General features: G+C 73.9%; 10 protein-coding genes. 6 read left to right on the top strand and 4 right to left on the bottom strand.

Annotated features, from left to right (window positions below; translation table 11 throughout):
* Window positions 1-126: 126 nt before the first annotated feature.
* From WMF28_RS02980 to WMF28_RS02965, 4 genes are all read right to left on the bottom strand, one after another.
* Window positions 127-1,326, bottom strand: coding sequence for an alpha/beta fold hydrolase (locus tag WMF28_RS02980; RefSeq protein ID WP_437600517.1), 1,200 nt, complete (start codon window positions 1,324-1,326; stop codon window positions 127-129).
* 836 nt (window positions 1,327-2,162) lie between these two features.
* Window positions 2,163-3,083 (bottom strand): TIGR02757 family protein, encoded by a 921-nt coding sequence (locus WMF28_RS02975; RefSeq protein WP_437600516.1) that lies wholly within the window; start codon window positions 3,081-3,083, stop codon window positions 2,163-2,165.
* On the bottom strand, window positions 3,080-4,762 hold the full coding sequence (locus tag WMF28_RS02970; RefSeq protein ID WP_437600515.1) for a sensor histidine kinase: 1,683 nt from the start codon (window positions 4,760-4,762) through the stop codon (window positions 3,080-3,082). The genes WMF28_RS02975 and WMF28_RS02970 overlap by 4 nt, the downstream gene beginning before the upstream one ends.
* 12 nt (window positions 4,763-4,774) lie before the next feature.
* Entirely contained in the window at window positions 4,775-6,427 is a 1,653-nt protein-coding gene (locus WMF28_RS02965) for a GAF domain-containing protein (protein ID WP_437600514.1), read from the bottom strand.
* A gap of 1,076 nt (window positions 6,428-7,503) precedes the next feature.
* On the opposite strand from WMF28_RS02965, the gene WMF28_RS02960 reads away from it, so the two are divergent.
* From WMF28_RS02960 to WMF28_RS02935, 6 genes are all read left to right on the top strand, one after another.
* Entirely contained in the window at window positions 7,504-9,828 is a 2,325-nt protein-coding gene (locus WMF28_RS02960) for a hypothetical protein (protein ID WP_437600513.1), read from the top strand.
* Between the two features lies 1 nt (window position 9,829).
* Complete coding sequence (locus tag WMF28_RS02955; RefSeq protein WP_437600512.1) at window positions 9,830-12,259, top strand: hypothetical protein; 2,430 nt, start codon at window positions 9,830-9,832, stop codon at window positions 12,257-12,259.
* A 135-nt stretch (window positions 12,260-12,394) separates the two neighbouring features.
* Window positions 12,395-12,739, top strand: coding sequence for an HU family DNA-binding protein (locus WMF28_RS02950; RefSeq protein ID WP_437600511.1), 345 nt, complete (start codon window positions 12,395-12,397; stop codon window positions 12,737-12,739).
* Between the two features lie 70 nt (window positions 12,740-12,809).
* Window positions 12,810-14,039, top strand: coding sequence for a tyrosine--tRNA ligase (gene tyrS / locus WMF28_RS02945; RefSeq protein WP_437600510.1), 1,230 nt, complete (start codon window positions 12,810-12,812; stop codon window positions 14,037-14,039).
* Window positions 14,032-15,072, top strand: a complete 1,041-nt coding sequence (locus tag WMF28_RS02940; protein WP_437600509.1) for a hypothetical protein — start codon at window positions 14,032-14,034, stop codon at window positions 15,070-15,072. Before tyrS ends, WMF28_RS02940 begins: the two co-directional genes overlap by 8 nt.
* 38 nt (window positions 15,073-15,110) lie before the next feature.
* Entirely contained in the window at window positions 15,111-17,078 is a 1,968-nt protein-coding gene (locus WMF28_RS02935; protein ID WP_437600508.1) for an alpha/beta hydrolase, read from the top strand.
* Window positions 17,079-17,134 lie beyond the last annotated feature (56 nt).

Below are 17,134 nucleotides of genomic sequence, written 5' to 3'. Positions count from 1 at the left end.
GCGCATGGGGCGCGCGCTCGTTCGACCTCCACGCACTCGGACGGGCCTAGGTGAGATGGAGCGCTCGGGCCGCGCACGAGGAGCGGCCCGGCGGAATACGTGAGGCGACCGCGCGGGACACAGGCGTCACGCGGCCGGGACGTCCGGCAGCGGCTCGGCCCCGTCGGAGGTCGGTTGACGTGCCTGGATGGCCTCCAGCGCCGGAGCGCCCGTCTCGGGCCCCGGCGCGTCTTCGGGCTGCCGCTCCGGGCCGAGGAAGCGGGCGATCGGCTCGAAGAGCTCGACACCGGTATAGGCGCCTACGGCCAGGTCGCCGTGTCCGTAATCTTCCCGCGCCCCGAAATCGCGCCCGAGCACGAGAAACCGCTTCGGCGTCTCCGGGTGCTCGCGCCCCCACGCGTCGAACGCGGCGCGCACCGACGAGACGGGGGCTATCCTGTCGGCGCTGCCCGCGATGAACAGGGCCGGCGCCGCGACGGACGCGAGGCCGTCGAGGACCCTCTCTCCGTCGACGCGGATCTCTCCGTCGCTCGCCAGCCAGGCGGCGAAGTCCGCGTTCAGCGCAGCGGGGATGTCCTCGATGCAGTTGACGAGCGCGAGCCGCGTGACGCCGGGGGGCACGTTGCGCGGATTGGCAACAGCGTGGTGAATCGGCGTCGGCAGCCACTCCGAGGCGAACGCGACGCTGCGTGCCATGAAGCGGAGCGGCACGCCCGGGAGCAGCCGGCCCGGCAGAAAGCGCATGAGGCGCGTCGGCGTGGTGAAGCGGCCCGGAGACCCGACGACGACGACGCGGCGCACCCGACCCTCCGGCACGCTCCGGCCCAGCGCGGCATAGAGGAGCATGCCGCCCATCGAGAAGCCGACATAGTCGAGCGAACGGGCGCCTGTGCGCTTCAGGATGGCGTCGAAGGCGCAGGGCAGATCGTACCGGACCATGGCCGAGAAGCGGACGCTGCGGCGCTCAAGGCGGGTGAGGAGGCGGCCGCTCCGCAAGGTCAGCAGCCACACGTCGCGTCCCAGCGTGGCGAGGTGTCGGGCCAGCGAGTAATCGGGGTGGATGTCCTGGTTTCTATGGTTCGCGGCGATCCCGTGGACCAGGAGGATCGGCGGCAGGTCCGGCTGCACCGCCGCACCGGGCGGGACCGGGACGCGGCGGATCTCGATCGGCGCGCCGTCCTCGGTCCGCAGGACCTCTTCCACGCTGTACTCGAGCGGGAAGGTCAGCCGCTTGACCCAGTAAAAGAGGTGCGCCCACAGCCCGATCGCCCCCAGCACCACGAGGGCCAGCGCGACCAGGAGGTAAGCCCCGAATGTCCAGACCATACGCCCAATCTACCCGCTTCCGCCGTTCTCGCATGCGAGCAATCTCGACAAGTTTGGCGCGAGGACGGAGCGCAGGTCAGCCGCTTGCTGAGCCCGCTTACCGCTCGCGGATCCGGATGATCACGAATCCATGTGAACAGGCTGTTTCACGATCGTTGCTCTCAGCGCGCGAGAAAATCACACACGGCGCTCGACTCGACTCCGCCGCTTCGATCGCGTAGCGGGCACGCAACGAGTACCGTTGACGGAAGCACATGTCGGCGGCGGCTTGTTTTGCCCCTCATCGCATCGCGCGGTGGCATGGCCGTGTGTCCAGAAACCAGGCGGCGAGCCGCGCGAAGCCTTCAGCGCAGGCGTGCACAAAGGTTCCAGCCCTGCCGGCCCGGGGCGTGGCATGCGCGTCGCATCGGACGGAGAAGACCACGGAGAAGACCAGGGAGAAGAGAGAAGTGGACAGGGTTCCGTAAGAGCCCCGGTGCAACGGGGGCAAGCAGAGCGCCGCAGCGGAGCTCGGGGGGGCTCCGCTGCGGCGCTCTGCTTGCCGCGCCGGTGACCACGACGAGCGGAAGCGCCCTGGCGCCCGCTGGAACAAAATGAAAAAAGCGCCTCGCGGACCTGGGGGGGGAAGGTCTCCGCGACGGCGCTCGCCCACCTGTAGTGCAGGCTCTGTGCCGACCTTCCGGATACCAGATTTCAGATAGTTACCGCGCACGAATCAGACTGATATTTCATTTTTGAAAAACAAAACTGAAATCGGGTGCAATTCCGAATGATTCCGCGGCCTTATCTCACAACGTCGACCGTTGTCCCGGACGAAACGACTGTACACGGCGTGCTCACTCGTCCCAGTGGCGGCAGACGGGCTTCACGCCGCACCCCTGACAGCGGACCGGATCGCGCCGCGACGGGCACTGCTGGAGCATGCCGAGATGGCAGAGGGCGAAGTCGTACTTGACCGGGTCGGCCGGATCGAAGGCGCGTAGGGAGGCGGTGATCTCCTCGGCCGTCCTCCAGGTGGCTCCCCTGCGGTCGGTGAGGCCGATGTTGTAGCCGAGCTTCTGGATGTGGGTGTCGACTGGGATCAGGAGGGCGGACGGGGACACAGGCCACAGGCCGAGGTCCACGCCGTCGGCGGGACGGATCATCCACCGCAGCAGGAGCATGAGCCGCTTTGTGGCGCTGCCCTTCTCGGGGTCGGGGAGGATGTGCGCCGCGCCGCGGTCGTCCGGGCGCCGGTCGAGGCCGCCCGCGCGCCGGATCGCGCGCACCCATGCGCCGAGGGCCTGGCGCAGGTCGCCGCTGCGCGAGAGCTCGGCCGCGAAGGCGGCGCCGAGCGAGCCCGAGGCGCGCTGCACCCGCCGCGCGCCGACGAGGAGCTCCGCGAGATCGCGGTCGCGGTAAACGCGGTGCCGGAAGCCGCGCAGGCGCGCCGAGACGGCCCGGGCATCGTCCGCGATGAGGGCGATCTGCGGCCCGAGCCGCTCGAGCGCGTCGCCGATCTTGGCGCGCAGCGCCTTCACGTTGCCGAAGGCGAGCGACGCGGCGATGAGCGCCACGAGCTCCTGATCGGCCGGATCCATGTAGCGGTGAACGAAGGAGACCGGGTCCTGCGCGCGGCGCTCCTCGACGGCGCACCGCGCGCGCACCTCGTCGAGCGCGGCCTGCAGGGCGGCGCTCCGCGCGGCGTCCCGCCGGGGGGCCGTCTCGCTCCGCCGGGGGGCCGTCTCGCCGCTCCCGCCACGCCCGCGCGCCCTCACGCCGCCCCCGCGCCCGGCGCCGCGTCGGCCGCGAGCGGCTCGTCCCGCTCCGGCGCCTCGCGGTCGTGCTCCAGCGCGGGGAGCGACACAACGAAGGCGCTGCCGCGCCCGTCCTCCGTGAGCGGGCTCTCGACCCGCACGGCGCCGCCGTGGCTCTCGGCGATGTGCTTCACGAGCGCGAGCCCGATCCCGCTGCCGCGCACCTGCCGCTCGCTCGCCCGCCGCCCGCGCGCGAAGCGCTCGAAGATGTGCTTCTGCTCGTCCGGATCGATGCCGGGCCCCCGGTCGCTCACCCGGATGGCGACGCGCCTCGCCTGGCGCGTCAGCGCGGCGAGCCGCCCGCCGCCCCCGCCCTCGACCTCGACCTCGACCGCGACGCAGCCGCCGTCCTTCGCGTACTTGAGCGCGTTGTCGAGCAGGTTCACGACGGCGAGCTCGAGCGCGCGCGCGTCGATGAGCGCCTCGGGCAGCCCTTCGGCGATCGTCAGCTCCACGGTCATCTCCTCGCGCTCGGCGCGGTAGCGGTACATATCGACGACGCGCGCCGCCACCTCGGCGACGCTCCCGCGCGCGAACTCGTAGGCGGCCTTGCCCCGCTCGACCCTGGCGAAATCGAGGACGTTCTCGATGAGCGCGGTGAGCCGCTCGCTCTCGCTCACGATGATCTGCAGGTACTGGCGGCGCTTCTCGTCGTTGGGGACGCGGTCGCCGAGGAGGAGCTCGCCGAACATGCGGACAAGCGAGAGCGGCGTCTTGAGCTCGTGGGACACGTTCGCGACGAAGTCGCTCTTCAGCGCCGCGAGCCGCCGCTCGTTCACGGAGGCGAGCACAACGATCGCGAGCCCGGCCAGGGCGACCAGGGCGGAGAAGCCGACCATCAGGATCTCGATCAGGCGCTGCCGCTCCACCTTCTCGCCGAGCTCCTCGGCCGTGGTGAGCGCCATCTGGAGGCGCCAGTTGTAGAGCGTGGTGGGGAACGGGCGCCCGACCGTGAACTCGCCGCCGATGATGGGGGGGCCGAACACGATGCGACCCTCCTCGTCGATGACGTTCATCCGGCTCTTCTCTCGATCGAGGTCGCGGAAGAGCCGGGGCATCACCTCGTGGACGAGGCGCGGCACCTCGTGCCAGGCGACCACGAGGTACCGGCGCCCGAGGTGCTCGCGCTGCCAGTAGCTCACGAGCAAGCTCTGCTGGTCGATGACGTGGTGGAGGTGGCGCAGCTCGGTCGCGTCGCCGGAGAAGTTCATCTGGGGCACGAGGCGCGCGAGCAGGAGCTTGCGGAAGGCGTCGTCCTCCCGGCCGGACGCGCCGCGCGAGGCGAACGCGAGCACGTCGTGGGCCTCGTGGTCCATGTCGAGGACCAGGATGGCGCGCACGGTCGGCGTCTCGCGGGCCGCGGTGGGGAGCCACCTCCGCGCGATGACCGAGAGGTTCGCCACGTCGACGTGCGCGGCGACGACGTTGTCCTGGGCGATGATCAGCTTGTCGAGCCGGTCGACGCGCTCGTCGGCGAGGGTGAGCGTCGCGTCGAAGACGGTCTGCTGGCGGGCCTTCTCGATCTGCAGCGTGGTGCGCAGGGCGATCCCGCCGAGGACGAGCACGGCGACGACGATGGCGGGGACGAGGGCGAAGTACGGGACGCGATGGCGCTGCCCGGCCGAGGGGAGGAGGTCCATCGCTGAGCTCCGCTAGCGGGCGGCCTTCTTCGCCCCCGCGGTCACGAGGCCGGGGTCGAGGACCACGCCGCGCGCCCCGACGAACTCGGCGAACTGCTGGCCGATGTAGGTGAGCGCGTTGCCGTCGCTCTCGGAGAACGGCTTGCCGTCGAGCGGGTTGCCGATCTCGAGGAGGCCGAGGTAGCGGCCCGCGATCTCCACCGGCGCGCAGATGACGCTCCGGAGCTCGGCGCCGATCGCCTTCCACCGGTCGTCCATGACGCGCTCGTCCCTGGACGCGTCGGGGACCACGACGGCGCGCCTGGACCGCATGGCGGCCAGCGCGAGCGGCGACCGCTCGGACACCCTGGCGAGGAGCGCGTTCTTGCCGCCGTACTGCCGGACGACGACGAACTCGCGCCGGTTGATGTCGAACATGGACACGAGCCCGAGGGCGCACGGGATGTTGTCGAGCGTGAGCGCGAGGATGAAGTCGGCGCCCGCGAGCGTGTCCTGGAGGAAGTGCAGATCGCTGCACGCCTCGAACAGCTCGGCGATGAGGTCGTCGCCGGAGAGGCGCCCGCTCCTGGGCGGGAAGGAGGAGCGCCTCCGCGGCGGCTGGCTCGGCGCGGGGACGGGGATCTCGGCCAACGCCGAAGCGGCCTCGGGACGAGGCAGCCCGCTCGGCTCCTCGGGCGGCGCGGCGGGAGGAGGCGACGCGTCGGCCGCCGGCGTGGCGACCGGCGGCGCGACGGCAGAAGGCGACGCGTCGGCCGCCGGCGCGGCCGCCGGGGGCGGTGTGGTGGCGCCGGTGCGCGGGCGGAACTGGATCTCGGGCTCCGCCGAGCGCCAGTCCTTCCAGGCGAGCGTCGCGAGCGGGCTGCGCTGAGGCCGGCCGCGGAAGGCGTGATCGAACACGGCGAGTTGGATGAACTTGCCCGGGCGCGCGTCGTCGATGAGCTCCCGTACCTTCTCGAGCCGGTCGAGCAGCAGTGCGTTCACGAGATCGCGCGGAGTCCCCGTCGGGACCGCATAGACGAGCTCTCGGTACGTGAGCGGTGAGCGCTCGGACGGGTTCTCCTCGCGCTGCGACACGAGCTCGAACGGAGGCAGCGCGCTCGGGGCCGGCTCCGGCGCGGCCTCCCGCTCCGGCGTGGCCTCTCGCTCAGGCGCGGCCTCCCGCTCCGGCGTGGCCTCTCGCTCAGGCGCGGCCTCCCGCTCAGGCGCGGCGTCCCGCTCAGGCGCGGCCTCCCGCTCAGGCGCGGCCTCTCCGCCTTTCGCCTGCGCCGCCGCGCCCGCCGGCTCCGGCACGAGGAGCGCGGTCCCCATCGAGATGTACGGGACCGTGGCCGCCGTCGGACGCTTCCTCGGCGGACGCTCCCCCGGATCGGCGGGCGTGGGAGACGCTGCCCCGGCCGGAGGCGCGCCCGCCGGAGCGTCCAGCCCGTCCGTCAGCGCCTCGTCGTCCGGCGCGCGCTGCACGACGTACCGCACGCGCGTCGTCGGGTCGATCGCTCGGTAGCCGCTCTCCAGCAGGTCCACGGAGAAATTGTTGAGCGGCCCGCCATCGCCGCGGAACGCCCGGGCCTTCTGCAGCGCGGGCTGCCACTGCGGGGCCTCGACGCACACCTTCCTGGTCGGCGGTGCGTTCTGCCCTAGCGACGAGATCTCGACGAACCAACGCATCGTTTGCGGTTCCCATCCGCGCTGGCGCCGACCGGGTCGCGCGCTGTGGCGCGACGATCTTTCTACTAGACGCTCACGAGATGGGTCAACGCGCTGGCCACACGGAGCGCACGCGGGCGCCTTTGGCGGAGGACCCGAAAACTTCTCAACCCTGGACCGGCGAGGAGATCGGGCCTGTCCTGGAATCGCCGCGCGCGGCGAGGCGCCGCGCAGACGCATCCGCTCAGGCACTGAACGGCCGCCGGGTATTCCTGTAGAGGCAGGAGATCCCCGCTGTCACGCCCGCGGCGTGGTGGGGTCATCTGAACATGCAAGCCCGCTCGATCACGAGGTAGACGGCGATCCCGGCCCAGGGGACGATCTGTGATGCTCGACTCTGCATGTCCACTCGCGCGCTGATCCACCCTCGCGGGGCGTGCGCGCGCTCGGCAGTGCGGACTCCGGCGCGAGCGCGCTCCGGCGCGAGCGCGCGCTGGTTGGCGAAGGCGATCGCGTGGAACTTCCAGAACGCCTCGGGCCCGCCGAGCCGGAACACCGTCTCGGCCGCGAGGTGCGTTCTTGTGGAACGGCAGCGGGGAGTGCTTCCAGACGACGGCACCGGGGCACCGGCGCAGCCATGGGCCCCCTCGGGTGTCGGTCCACGGACGGATCCTGCACGGACAGCCAAGGCTCAGGTCGCCCGGACCGCGCCGCAACCGCGGGCGGGCGCGTCTCTCAGCACCTGCTGGCAGGAACCAGCACAAAAAAACAGAGCGCCCATTCGACGGTCGGGGGGGAGACCGTCACGGGCGCTCTGGTCCAGACATCAAGCACGTCGCGGACCAAGAGCATTCTCTCCATATTTCATGGAGATCTTCCTGGAAGGACGGTCTGCGTCGTTCAGCCTTGAAACGAACGCTTTCATGTCCGCCGGACGGACGCGCCTGGGACGCTCCCGACGTGGCCTCGGGAGCGCTCGCCTTCACCCGCCCCGCCGTGCTCCTCGGGGCGGGTGCTGGACGGCTGCGGCCGGGGCCGGCTTCCCCGCGGACGGGTCCGCGGGCTCGGGTCGCGTGAAAGTCGTGTAAAAGAGCCGCGTGTCACCGTCCAGCGCCGACCCCGTGCCCTCCGCGCCGCCCGGAGGAGCTGCGCCTCCGTTCCGGCCGAGCAGCGACTCCCCCGGCGAAACGGAGGCTGCGGCCTCGCAGGGCGCCGGCCCGGCGACGCCCCCCGGCCGGCTCGATCGCGTGGTCGCCGCCTGGCCGCGCATCGATCCGGTCCTGTTCGCCGTCTATGCGGGCGCATGCGTGCTCTACGCCGCCGTCGCGTTCTACAGCGCGATGCACCAGCAGACGGGCGGCATGTGGTCGGCGCCGCTCGACGACGTCTTCATCCACTTCGACTACGCCCGCGCCACGGCGCGCGGGTACCCGTTCGAGTGGTCCGAGGGCAACGGCTTCTCGAGCGGGAACACAAGCCTGAGCTATCCGTTCGTCCTCGCGTTCGGCTATTTCATCGGCTTCCGCGGCCTCCTGCTCATGCAATGGGCGGCGATCGTCGCGTGCGTCTCGACCCTCGGCTTCCTGCTCGTCGGCGCGCGGCTCCTCGATCCGATCGGGCGCTGGGCGAAGTACCTGCTGCCGCCCGTGGCGCTCTCCATCGGCGCGCTCGACTGGTCGCTGTTCAGCGGGATGGAGAACGCCTTCCACCTCGGCGTCTGGGCCCTCGCCACCCTCGCCGCGCTCTCGGTCGCCCGCGCGGCCGGCGCCCCGCGCGGGCCGGCCGGCGCTGGGGAGCGGGCCGCGGCGCCGCCGGCGCGCCTCGCCCACCTCGGCTGGGCCGCGGGCCTCGCCGGCGCGCTCCTCTACGCCACCCGGCCGGAGTCGGTCGTCTGCGTCGCGGCCCTCGGCGTTTACGCGGCCGTGGCCGTGGGGCGGGCCCACGGCGCGCGCGCCGCGATCGCGACCCTGCTCCGGACGTCGGTGCCCGGCGCGATCGTGTGCGTCGCCCAGGCGGTCGCCAACCGCGTGTTCACCGGCGAGTGGGCGGCGAGCGGCGCCATCGCCAAGCTCGCGCTGAACAACCCGTACATGACGTCGCAGGAGAAATGGGACACCTACGTGTCCCTCGTCAGCTACGTCATCGGCCGCAACGCAAACCACCACTTCTCGGACGCCCTGCCCTGGGGGTGGATCGTCCCCGCCCTCGCGCTCGTTCCCCTCGCCTCGCGCAGGACGCGCGGGATCGCGGCGTTGCTCTGGGTGCAGGTGGCCGGCTGGCTCGCGCTGGTGGCCTTGAACGGCCAGGTGCGCTGGCAGAACGAGCGCTACACCATGCCCTCGGTCGCCTGGCTGCTCGTGCTCACGGCGATGGGGCTCGCGCTGCTCGTCGCGCGGGCCGCATGGACCGCGCCGGGCGGCGGAGCGGGCGAGACGAGCCGCCCGGCCCGCGGCCTCTGGGGCGCGCGCGTCGCGCTCGCCCTCGCCCTCGCCGCGCTCTTCTGGGTCCACCAGCTGCCCAGGATGCGCGACCAGATCTGGTTCTTCGGCCGCGCCAGCCGCAACATCCGCGATCAGCACCTCGTCGCCGGCAAGGTCCTCGCCCAGCTCGACGTGCGCCGCGTCCTCGTCGGCGACGCGGGCGCGCTCCTCTACGCGTCGGACCGGCCCGGGCTCGACCTCATCGGGCTCGGCGGCTACCACGACCTCCCGTTCGCGCGCGCGGGCGTCCACGGCCTCGGCGCGTCGCTGGAGCTCATCGAGCGCATCCCCGCCGAGGACCGCCCCGACGCGCTGGCCATCTATCCGACCTGGTGGGGCGAGTTCCCGGCCATCTTCGGCAAGCGGATCGTCGGGATCCCCGTCTTCGGGAATGTCATCTGCGGCGGCATCGAGAAGGTCATCTACCAGGCCGACTGGAGCCCGCTCGCGCACGGCGAGCCGCCCGCGTCGATGCGCGCGGGCGAGCAGGTCCTCGACGAGCTCGACGTCGCCGACCTCGTGAGCGAGCGCGCGCACGGCTACACCTTCCCGCAGCCGCAAGCCGGCTTCGTCGGCTTCAGCGTCCTGCCGGATCCGCACGGATCCGGGCGCGATCGCTTCGACGCGGGGCGCGTCATCCCGGGCGGCAGGAGCGAGACGGCCCGCCTGCGCGCCCCGCGCGTGGGCCCGGGCAGGCTCGTGGTCCGCACCGCCGCGCCCCGCCCCGCCGCGATCCGCGCGACCGCGGACGGCCGGGAGCTCGGCCAGCTCGCCATCCGCGAGAGCGACGGCTGGACCGAGGCGTCGCTCGACCTGCCCGAAGGGCTGCCCGAGACGTTCACGCTCACGCTCACGCCGGTCGAGGGCGAGTGGATCGATCACCACATCTGGGTCCTCGAGCGCGCCGCGCGCTCCGAGCCGCGCTCGCTCGCCGGGCCGTGACGTGCGCGCCGGCCTGCCCCGCGACCCCGCGCAGTGGCTCGCGCTCGCGCTCTCGGTCGCCGCGCTGCTCGGCGGCGCCTGGCTCCTCCGCCGCGGCCGCTCGCCCGGCGTCGCGCGCTCCGGCCGGGCGTCCCCGCGCCCCGGCGTCGCCGTCGCCGCAGCCCTCGCGCTCCTCGCGGCGCTGATCTCGGCCGCGTACGTCGCGGTCTACCTGCGGGGCGGCCCCCGCATCATCGACGCGACGAGCTACTGGCTCGAGGCGCGCGCCATGGCGGCCGGGTACCTCGCGTGGCCGCTCGACGAGCCCGAGGCCTCCGTGCTCGGCCGCTTCCTCGTCCGCAGCGGCGCGGCGGCTCAGCAAGGCGCGGGCGAGGTCGCGGTGATCTTCCCGCCGGGCTACCCCGCCCTCCTCTCGCTGGGCTTCCTCGCGGGCGCGCCGCTCGCGGTCGGTCCCCTGCTCGCCGCCGCGCTGACGATCGCCACGTACGACCTCGCCGCGCGGTTCGCGCCGGAGGCCCCGGCCCCGGCCGGGAGCGCCGCGCGGATCCCCCTCGTGCCGCTCCTCGCCGCGCTCTTCTCGGCGCTCTGCGCCGCGCTCCGCTACCACACGGCCGACACGATGTCGCACGGGCTCGCGGCCCTCTGCTTCACGGTCGCGCTCGCGTCGGCGCGGCGCGCGCTCGACCACGCCCGCGCCATCCCCACGGCGGGGGCCTCGCGGAGGCGGCTCGATCCGGCCGTCGGCGCCGCCGCGCTCGCCGGCCTCGCGGCCGGCTGGCTCGCGGCGACGCGCCCGCCGAGCGCGCTCGCCCTCGCCGCGGCGCTGCTCTTCGTGGTGCTGCCGGTCAGCGCGCCGGCCGGCCCTCGCCACGGCGACCCCGCGCCGCGCCCGTCGCCGCGGCTCGGGAGGCTCGCCGCCGCGCTCGCGCTCGGCGCCCTCCCGGGCCTCGCGCTGCTCGCCGCGCACCAGCGCGCCGCGACGGGCGCCTTCGCCTCGTCGCAGAGCGCCTACTACGCCGTCTCCGACGGCCCGCTCGGCTGCTTCCGCTACGGCTTCGGCGCCGGCGTCGGTTGCCTCGGCGAGCACGGCGACTTCGTCCGCCATAACCTATCGGAAGGATACGGTTTTCTTGCCGCCGCCGGCACGACGCTGCGCCGCCTGAAGCTCCACCTCGTCGACGCGCTCAACGCCGAGCCGCTGGTGCTGCTCGTGATCGCCGGCGCCGCGCTCGCCCTCCGGCGGCCGCGCTCGCGCGCCCTCGCGGTCGCCCCGCTCCTCCAGATCGCCGCCTACGCCCCCTTCTATTTCGATGGCAACTACCCCGGCGGCGGCGCTCGTTTCCTCGCCGACGTGCTGCCGGTCGAGCACGTCCTCGCCGCCATGGCCTGCGCCGCGCTCGCGGAGCGCGCGGGGTCGCCGGCCGCGCGCGGCGGCCTCGCGCGACGACTGCGCGCGCTCGTCCCGGGGTCGCTCGTCCCGGGGTCGCTCATCCCGGGGTCGCTCGTCCCGACCGCGCTCCTCCCGGCGGCGCTCTTCGCGGCGGCGCTCCCCCTCGCCGGCTTCGCCTTCCGCGCGGGCTTCGACCACGCCGCGCTCCGCGATCGCGAGGGCGGCCTGCCCATGTTCGACCCCGCCGCGGTCGCGCGCGCGGGCGTCGCGCGCGGCCTCGTGTTCGTCGACACCGACCACGGCTTCAACCTCGGCTTCGACCCCGCCCCGGGCGACGTCGCGGTGCTGCGCTACCGCGGCGACGCGATCGACCGGATGGCCTGGGAGGCCCGCGGTCGCCCCCCCGCCTACCGCTACGGCTTCGCGATCCCGGACGGCGGCGGCCTCGCGTCGGTCTCGATCGCGCCGCTCGCCTTCGACGCAGCGCCGCCCCGCGAGCACCTCATCGAGGGCGAGTCGCTGTGGCCGCCGCGCGCCCAGCGCGGCGCCTGGGCGCTGCCCGAGCACGCCGGCGGCACGTGCGCGTCCGGAGGGCGTCTCCTCGCGGTGCACGCGGCGGCGAGCGGCGAGGCCGTCGTCCGCGTCGGTCTGCCCGCCCCGTGGCTCCGCGGCGCCCGGATCAGCCCGCGCGTGGCGGTCGCGGGCGACGGCGCGGGCGAGGTGCGCCTCGTCGTCGACGGCGCCGTGCTCCACGTCTGGCGGGTCGAGCCCGCCACAGCGGACGCCCCCGGCGCGCCGCTCGCCTGCGCCGAGCTCCCGCCCCACCCGATCCCCGAGGACGCCGTCGGAATCGAGCTCTCCCTCTCGCCCGGCGACGCGCACGGGAAGGCCGCCCCCGCCCTGGCGGTCGCCGATGCCGCACGGATCCGCGTCGAGGCCGCCGCCGAGCGTGCTCCGCGGGACCCGGACCCCCCCGCGACCGGAGGCCTCTTCGCGCTCGATGCGGTCTCGGTCGCGGGCGGGAATTCGGTTGACCGCTAGTCCCGTAACATGCGAGCTTTTCATAGGATTCTGTTGTCATGCGGCTCCTGGACCGGCGCAGCCCCTGGAGCTTTGCGGTGGGAAAGCGGCAAGCCGCGCGCCGGCGGCGGTCCGCTCGGGTGGGGGAGGTGGACCATGACGAAAAGCGAGCTCATCGACGCGATCGCGGGACGTGGCGAGCTCACCAAAGCTCGAGCCGAGCTCGTGGTGAACTGCGTCTTCGACGCGATGACGCAGGCGCTCCAGCGCAACGAAGGCATCGAGATCCGCGGGTTTGGTAGCTTCACGGTCAGGCCTTACAAGCCGTACAGCGGCAGGAACCCGCGCACCGGCCAGCCGGTGCCCGTGCCCGCCAAGCGGCTCCCGTTCTTCAAGGTCGGCAAGGAGCTCAAGGAGCTCGTCAACGCGAGCCGCGCGTACGCCATCTCGGGCGACGACGACGACGACGACGACGACGACGAGGACGCCGACGACGAATGAGGCGGCGCGCTCCGGCGCGCGCTCGCCCCCCCTGGCGGGCCGTTCCGCTGCGCGGTAGAAGCGGGGCCCCATGGTCCCCGCCGAACGTCAGCTCGAGATCCTCTGCAAGGGTGCCGTCGACCTCCACGTCCGCGCCGAGCTCGAGGAGCGGCTCCGCGAGGGCAAGCCGCTGCGCGTCAAGGCCGGCTTCGACCCGACCCGCCCCGACCTCCACCTCGGCCACACGGTGGTCATGCAGAAGATGCGGGAGTTCCAGGACTTCGGGCACACGGTCATCTTCGTGGTCGGCGACTTCACGGCGATGGTCGGCGATCCGACCGGCAAGAACGAGCTGCGCCCGCGGCTCTCGCGCGAGGAGGTCGTCGCCGCGGCCGAGACCTACCAGGCGCAGGCGTTCAAGGTCCTCGACCGGGACAAGACCGAGGTCCGCTACAACTCCGAGTGGCTGAACAAGCTCGATCCGACGCAGATGATCGAGCTCTGCGCGAAGTACACCGTGGCCCGCATGCTCGAGCGCGACGACTTCAAGAAGCGCTACGAGGAGGCGCGGCCCATCTACGTGCACGAGTTCATGTACCCGCTCCTCCAGGCCTACGACTCGGTCGAGCTCGAGGCCGACATCGAGCTCGGCGGCACCGATCAGCTCTTCAACCTGCTCGTGGCGCGCGATCTGATGCCCCGCTACGGCAAGCGCGCCCAGATGGTGATGACGATGCCGCTCCTCGAGGGCACGAACGCCCGCGTGGAGGACGGCAAGGTCGTCGGCGCCAAGATGTCGAAGAGCGCCGACAACTACGTCGGCATCACCGAGCCGCCGTTCGACATGCTTCAGAAGCTGATGCTCGTCGATGACGGGGTCATCTGGCGGTACATGGAGCTCCTGTCGTCGCGCCCGCCCGAGGAGGTCGCCCGCCTGCGGGACGCGGTGCGGCGCGGCGAGCAGAGCGTCATCGAGGTGAAGGAGCTCTTCGCGCAGGAGATCGTCACCCGCTTCCACGCGGCCGAGGACGCGCGCGCGGCCCTGGAGCGGCGCCGCAGCGTCGCGGCCGGCGGCCTGCCCGAGGTCATCGAGGAGCTCCACGTGGCGAGCGACCGCGACACGATCCCCATCGGCAACGCGCTCGCGCAGGCGGGGCTCGCCGAGTCGACCTCCGCGGCGCGGCGCCTCGTGAAGGGCGGCGCGGTGCACCTCGACGGCGAGGTGGTCAAGGACGAGCAGCTCAAGCTCGAGCGTGGGAAGCGATTCCTGGTCCGCGTCGGCTCGAAGAACCGCCGCTTCGCCTACCTCGTCGTTGGCTGACGCGCCCGGGCGGGGGCTCCACCGTCGCGGCGCGCTCGGCGGCGTCCTGGGCTGCGTCCTCGGCCTCGCGCTGCCGTCGTGCGGCGGCGCGCCGCGGCCGCCCGCCCGGACGAGCCCGCCGCTCACGCCGCTCGGCACGGCGGACCTCGCGCGCCTCCTGCCGCAGGCGGGGCTCCGGTGGTTGATCCTCGTCCGGCCCCGCGAGCTCGCGGCGGTGCCGTGGCTCATCCCGTCGATCGCGCTCGTGGCGCCGGAGGAGAACCTGGCCCGGCACGCCCGCGCGACCGGCGTCGACCTGCGGCAGGTGCGCGAGGCCGCGATCGCGTCGTACGCGGGGGCGGCGGGCGAGGCCAGGTTCTACGTGGCGCGTCACAGCGGCGATCCGCGGGCGATCGAGCGCCGCTTCCGGCGGCGGCTCACGGGCAAGGAGCGGCGCGCGCTCGATCGGGGGGACGTCGTGCGCGTGATGGGCGACATCGGGACGGCGCCGCACGCGCTGGCGCTGCTCGGCGAGGACGTGGTCTGTGTGCAGGAGGGCGGCAGCCCGCGGCGCGGGCCGGCGCGGGTCGCGTCGCTGTACGCGCTCGGCCGCCTCAAGCGCGCGCCGACGGCGCTCTCGGACGGGCCGCTGCGCGCGCTCGCGGCCCGCTTCGGCCCGGCGCCCGCGCGCGCGTTCGCGCCGGGGCCGTTCGACGGGGAGCTCGCCCGCGGCGCGCGCGGCCTGCTCGCGGCGGCGACGGCCGTGGGCGCGGCCGCGCGGCCGAGCGCGCGCGAGGGGATCGCGCTCGCGATCGCGGTGGCGGGCGATTTCTCGACGAGCGGAGCGGCGGCGTCGGAGGAGCTGCTCGCGGCGTGGGACGAGCTGGCGCACGGCTCGTTCGGCCACCTGCTCGGGCTCGACGCGCCGGTGGAGCCGCCGCTCGCCACGCACGCGCCGGACGCGGCGGCCATCGCGGTCGAGCTGAACCCGCGCGCGCTCGCCCGGGGGCTCGCCGCGGCGACCGGGGAGAGGGTCGACGAGATGCTGCGGTAGGCGCGGCGGCGCCTCGCCGGTAAAACCTCATCAGCGCCATGCCCACCACGACCAGCGGCTTCTTCCTGCAATGCGCCTCGCTCGACACGCTCGAGCTCGTCCTGCCCGCCGCCGGGGCGCCGTTCGGCGTCGAGCACCACCGCCGCGAGGAGGCCGCCGGGCCGTGGCGCCACGCGGCGACGTTCGCCGGAGACCTCGGCCCGGTCGGCGCGGTGGCGCTCATCCAGAGCAACTTCGGCGATCCGGGCCACCTCGAGGCGGTGGTGCGCGCCGGGGATCGGCTGGCCGCGCTCTGGTGCGCGCGCGAGCCGTCGTGGAGCGAGCCGTCATGGAGCGAGCCGCGCTTCTTCGCGGAGGGCGCGGACGGCGACCCCGCCCTGATCCAGGGCGGCTTCGGGGGCAGGGGCAACTTCGAGCTCGTGGTGCCTCACGCGAGCGGCGGGATCGCGCACTACCACCGCGACAACGACACCGCGGAGCTCGGCTGGCGCGGCCCGGCGATCTTCGGCGCGGAGCTCGGGCGGTTCGATGCGGTCGCGATGATCCAGCGCGGAGCCGGCGCGCCCGGGGCGCCGGGCGACATCGAGGTGGTCGCGCGCATCGGGGATCGGCTGCTGATGTTCCGGCGCTCTCCCGGGGCCGGGGCTGCGTGGCAGGGCCCGGAGGAGGTGGTCTCCGGGATCCGGGGGACACCGGCGCTCTTCCGGGGCACGTCCGGCGGAGAGGGCACGCTCGAGCTGTTCTCGCCGCTCGCGGGCGTCGGGCTCGCGCGGTGGTGTCGCGGCGACGGAGGCCGCGGCGCGCGCTTCCGCGGGCCTGCGGTGTTCGCCACCGATCTGGGCCGGTGTGAGGCGGTGTCCGTCATCGAGAGCCGTCCGCTCGGGCGGATCGAGCTCGCCGTGCGCGCCGAAGGGCGGATCGTCCACCTGGTGCGCGACGGCGAGCTCTGGTCGCAGCGCGAGGTGCCGCGCGGCGGGTCCCCTTCCCCGGCGGAGGCTCCCTCGCCGGCGACGCCGCCCGCGCCTGCGCCGCGCCCCACCAGCGCTGCGCCGCAGCTCCGCGCAGGACCGCACCGGGCTGGGTTCCGGCGCATCGACGAGCTCTCGCTGTCGGCGGACGCCTGCTACCCCGCCGCCTGGCCGTTCCAGGGCGCCATCTACCGCTGCCCCGCGCGGGGCGCCGCGCTGCTCTACTACCCCGCGTCGGCGGACGGCGAGGAGGCGCCGCTCTCGCCGGGAGGCCCGTTCCCGGTCATCGCGATCGCCCACGAGCGCCGCCTCCCCACGAGCGCGGTCACCTCGGGGTCGCCTGCCGGCATCGAGCAGGACTACCGCCAGCTCGCCGGTGTCATGGCGCACCTCGCGCGCTGGGGCTTCGCCGTCATCGCGCCCGATCTCTCGTGGCTCACCCCGGACGACGCGCCGCTGCGCCGCGCCGCGGTCCTCCGGGACGCGCTCTCGCACCTCAGGGCCGGCTCGCGGGGCCCGCTCCTGGCCGACTTCGATCATGTCGGCCTCCTCGGCCACGGGCTCGGCGCGCAGGCCGCCCTCGCGCTGGCGCTCGACGCCGCTTGCCCGTTCCACGTCCGCGCCCTCGCGCTCCTCGCGCCGGCGGGCGAGCTCGATCGAGCCCCGCCCATCGACGGGCTCGCGCCTCGACCGGTGCTCCTCGTCCACGGCACCGCGGACCCGATCGCCGCCGCCGTCCCGGCGACGCTCTACGACCGCGCGCGCGCGCCGAAGCACCTCGTGACCGTGCCCGGCGCGAGCCACTTCGGCTACACGACGTCGCTCGGCCTCGCCGAGCCGGTCGACGGCCCTGCCGGGCTCTCGCGCCGCGAACAGCAGGCCATCGCGATGGGCTACGTCGCCGCGTTCTTCAACGTCTACCTCCGGGACGCGCGCAGGTGCCTCGGCGCGCTCTCGGGCAAGGAGTCGCTCGAGGGGCTCGAAGCGAGGGAGATCCCGGTGAGCGCGGAGATGCCTGGCGGCGGCGCTGGACTCTAGGGCTGGCCGCGCCTCGCCGACGCGGCGCGCGGCCGTCCGGCGCCGGCGGCCGGACG

The organism is Sorangium sp. So ce590 (genome assembly GCF_051521365.1).
Lineage (GTDB): Bacteria > Myxococcota_A > Polyangia > Polyangiales > Polyangiaceae > Sorangium.
This window is presented reverse-complemented; position numbering and strand designations above follow the sequence as displayed.

What these genes read in the sequence shown, in the direction of transcription:
- WMF28_RS02935 (WP_437600508.1), top strand. Translation starts at nt 15,111, where the DNA reads ATGCCCACCACGACCAGCGGCTTCTTCCTGCAATGCGCCTCGCTCGAC.
- WMF28_RS02965 (WP_437600514.1), bottom strand. Translation starts at nt 6,427, where the DNA reads ATGCGTTGGTTCGTCGAGATCTCGTCGCTAGGGCAGAACGCACCGCCG.
- WMF28_RS02950 (WP_437600511.1), top strand. Translation starts at nt 12,395, where the DNA reads ATGACGAAAAGCGAGCTCATCGACGCGATCGCGGGACGTGGCGAGCTC.
- WMF28_RS02980 (WP_437600517.1), bottom strand. Translation starts at nt 1,326, where the DNA reads ATGGTCTGGACATTCGGGGCTTACCTCCTGGTCGCGCTGGCCCTCGTG.
- WMF28_RS02970 (WP_437600515.1), bottom strand. Translation starts at nt 4,762, where the DNA reads ATGGACCTCCTCCCCTCGGCCGGGCAGCGCCATCGCGTCCCGTACTTC.
- tyrS (WP_437600510.1), top strand. Translation starts at nt 12,810, where the DNA reads ATGGTCCCCGCCGAACGTCAGCTCGAGATCCTCTGCAAGGGTGCCGTC.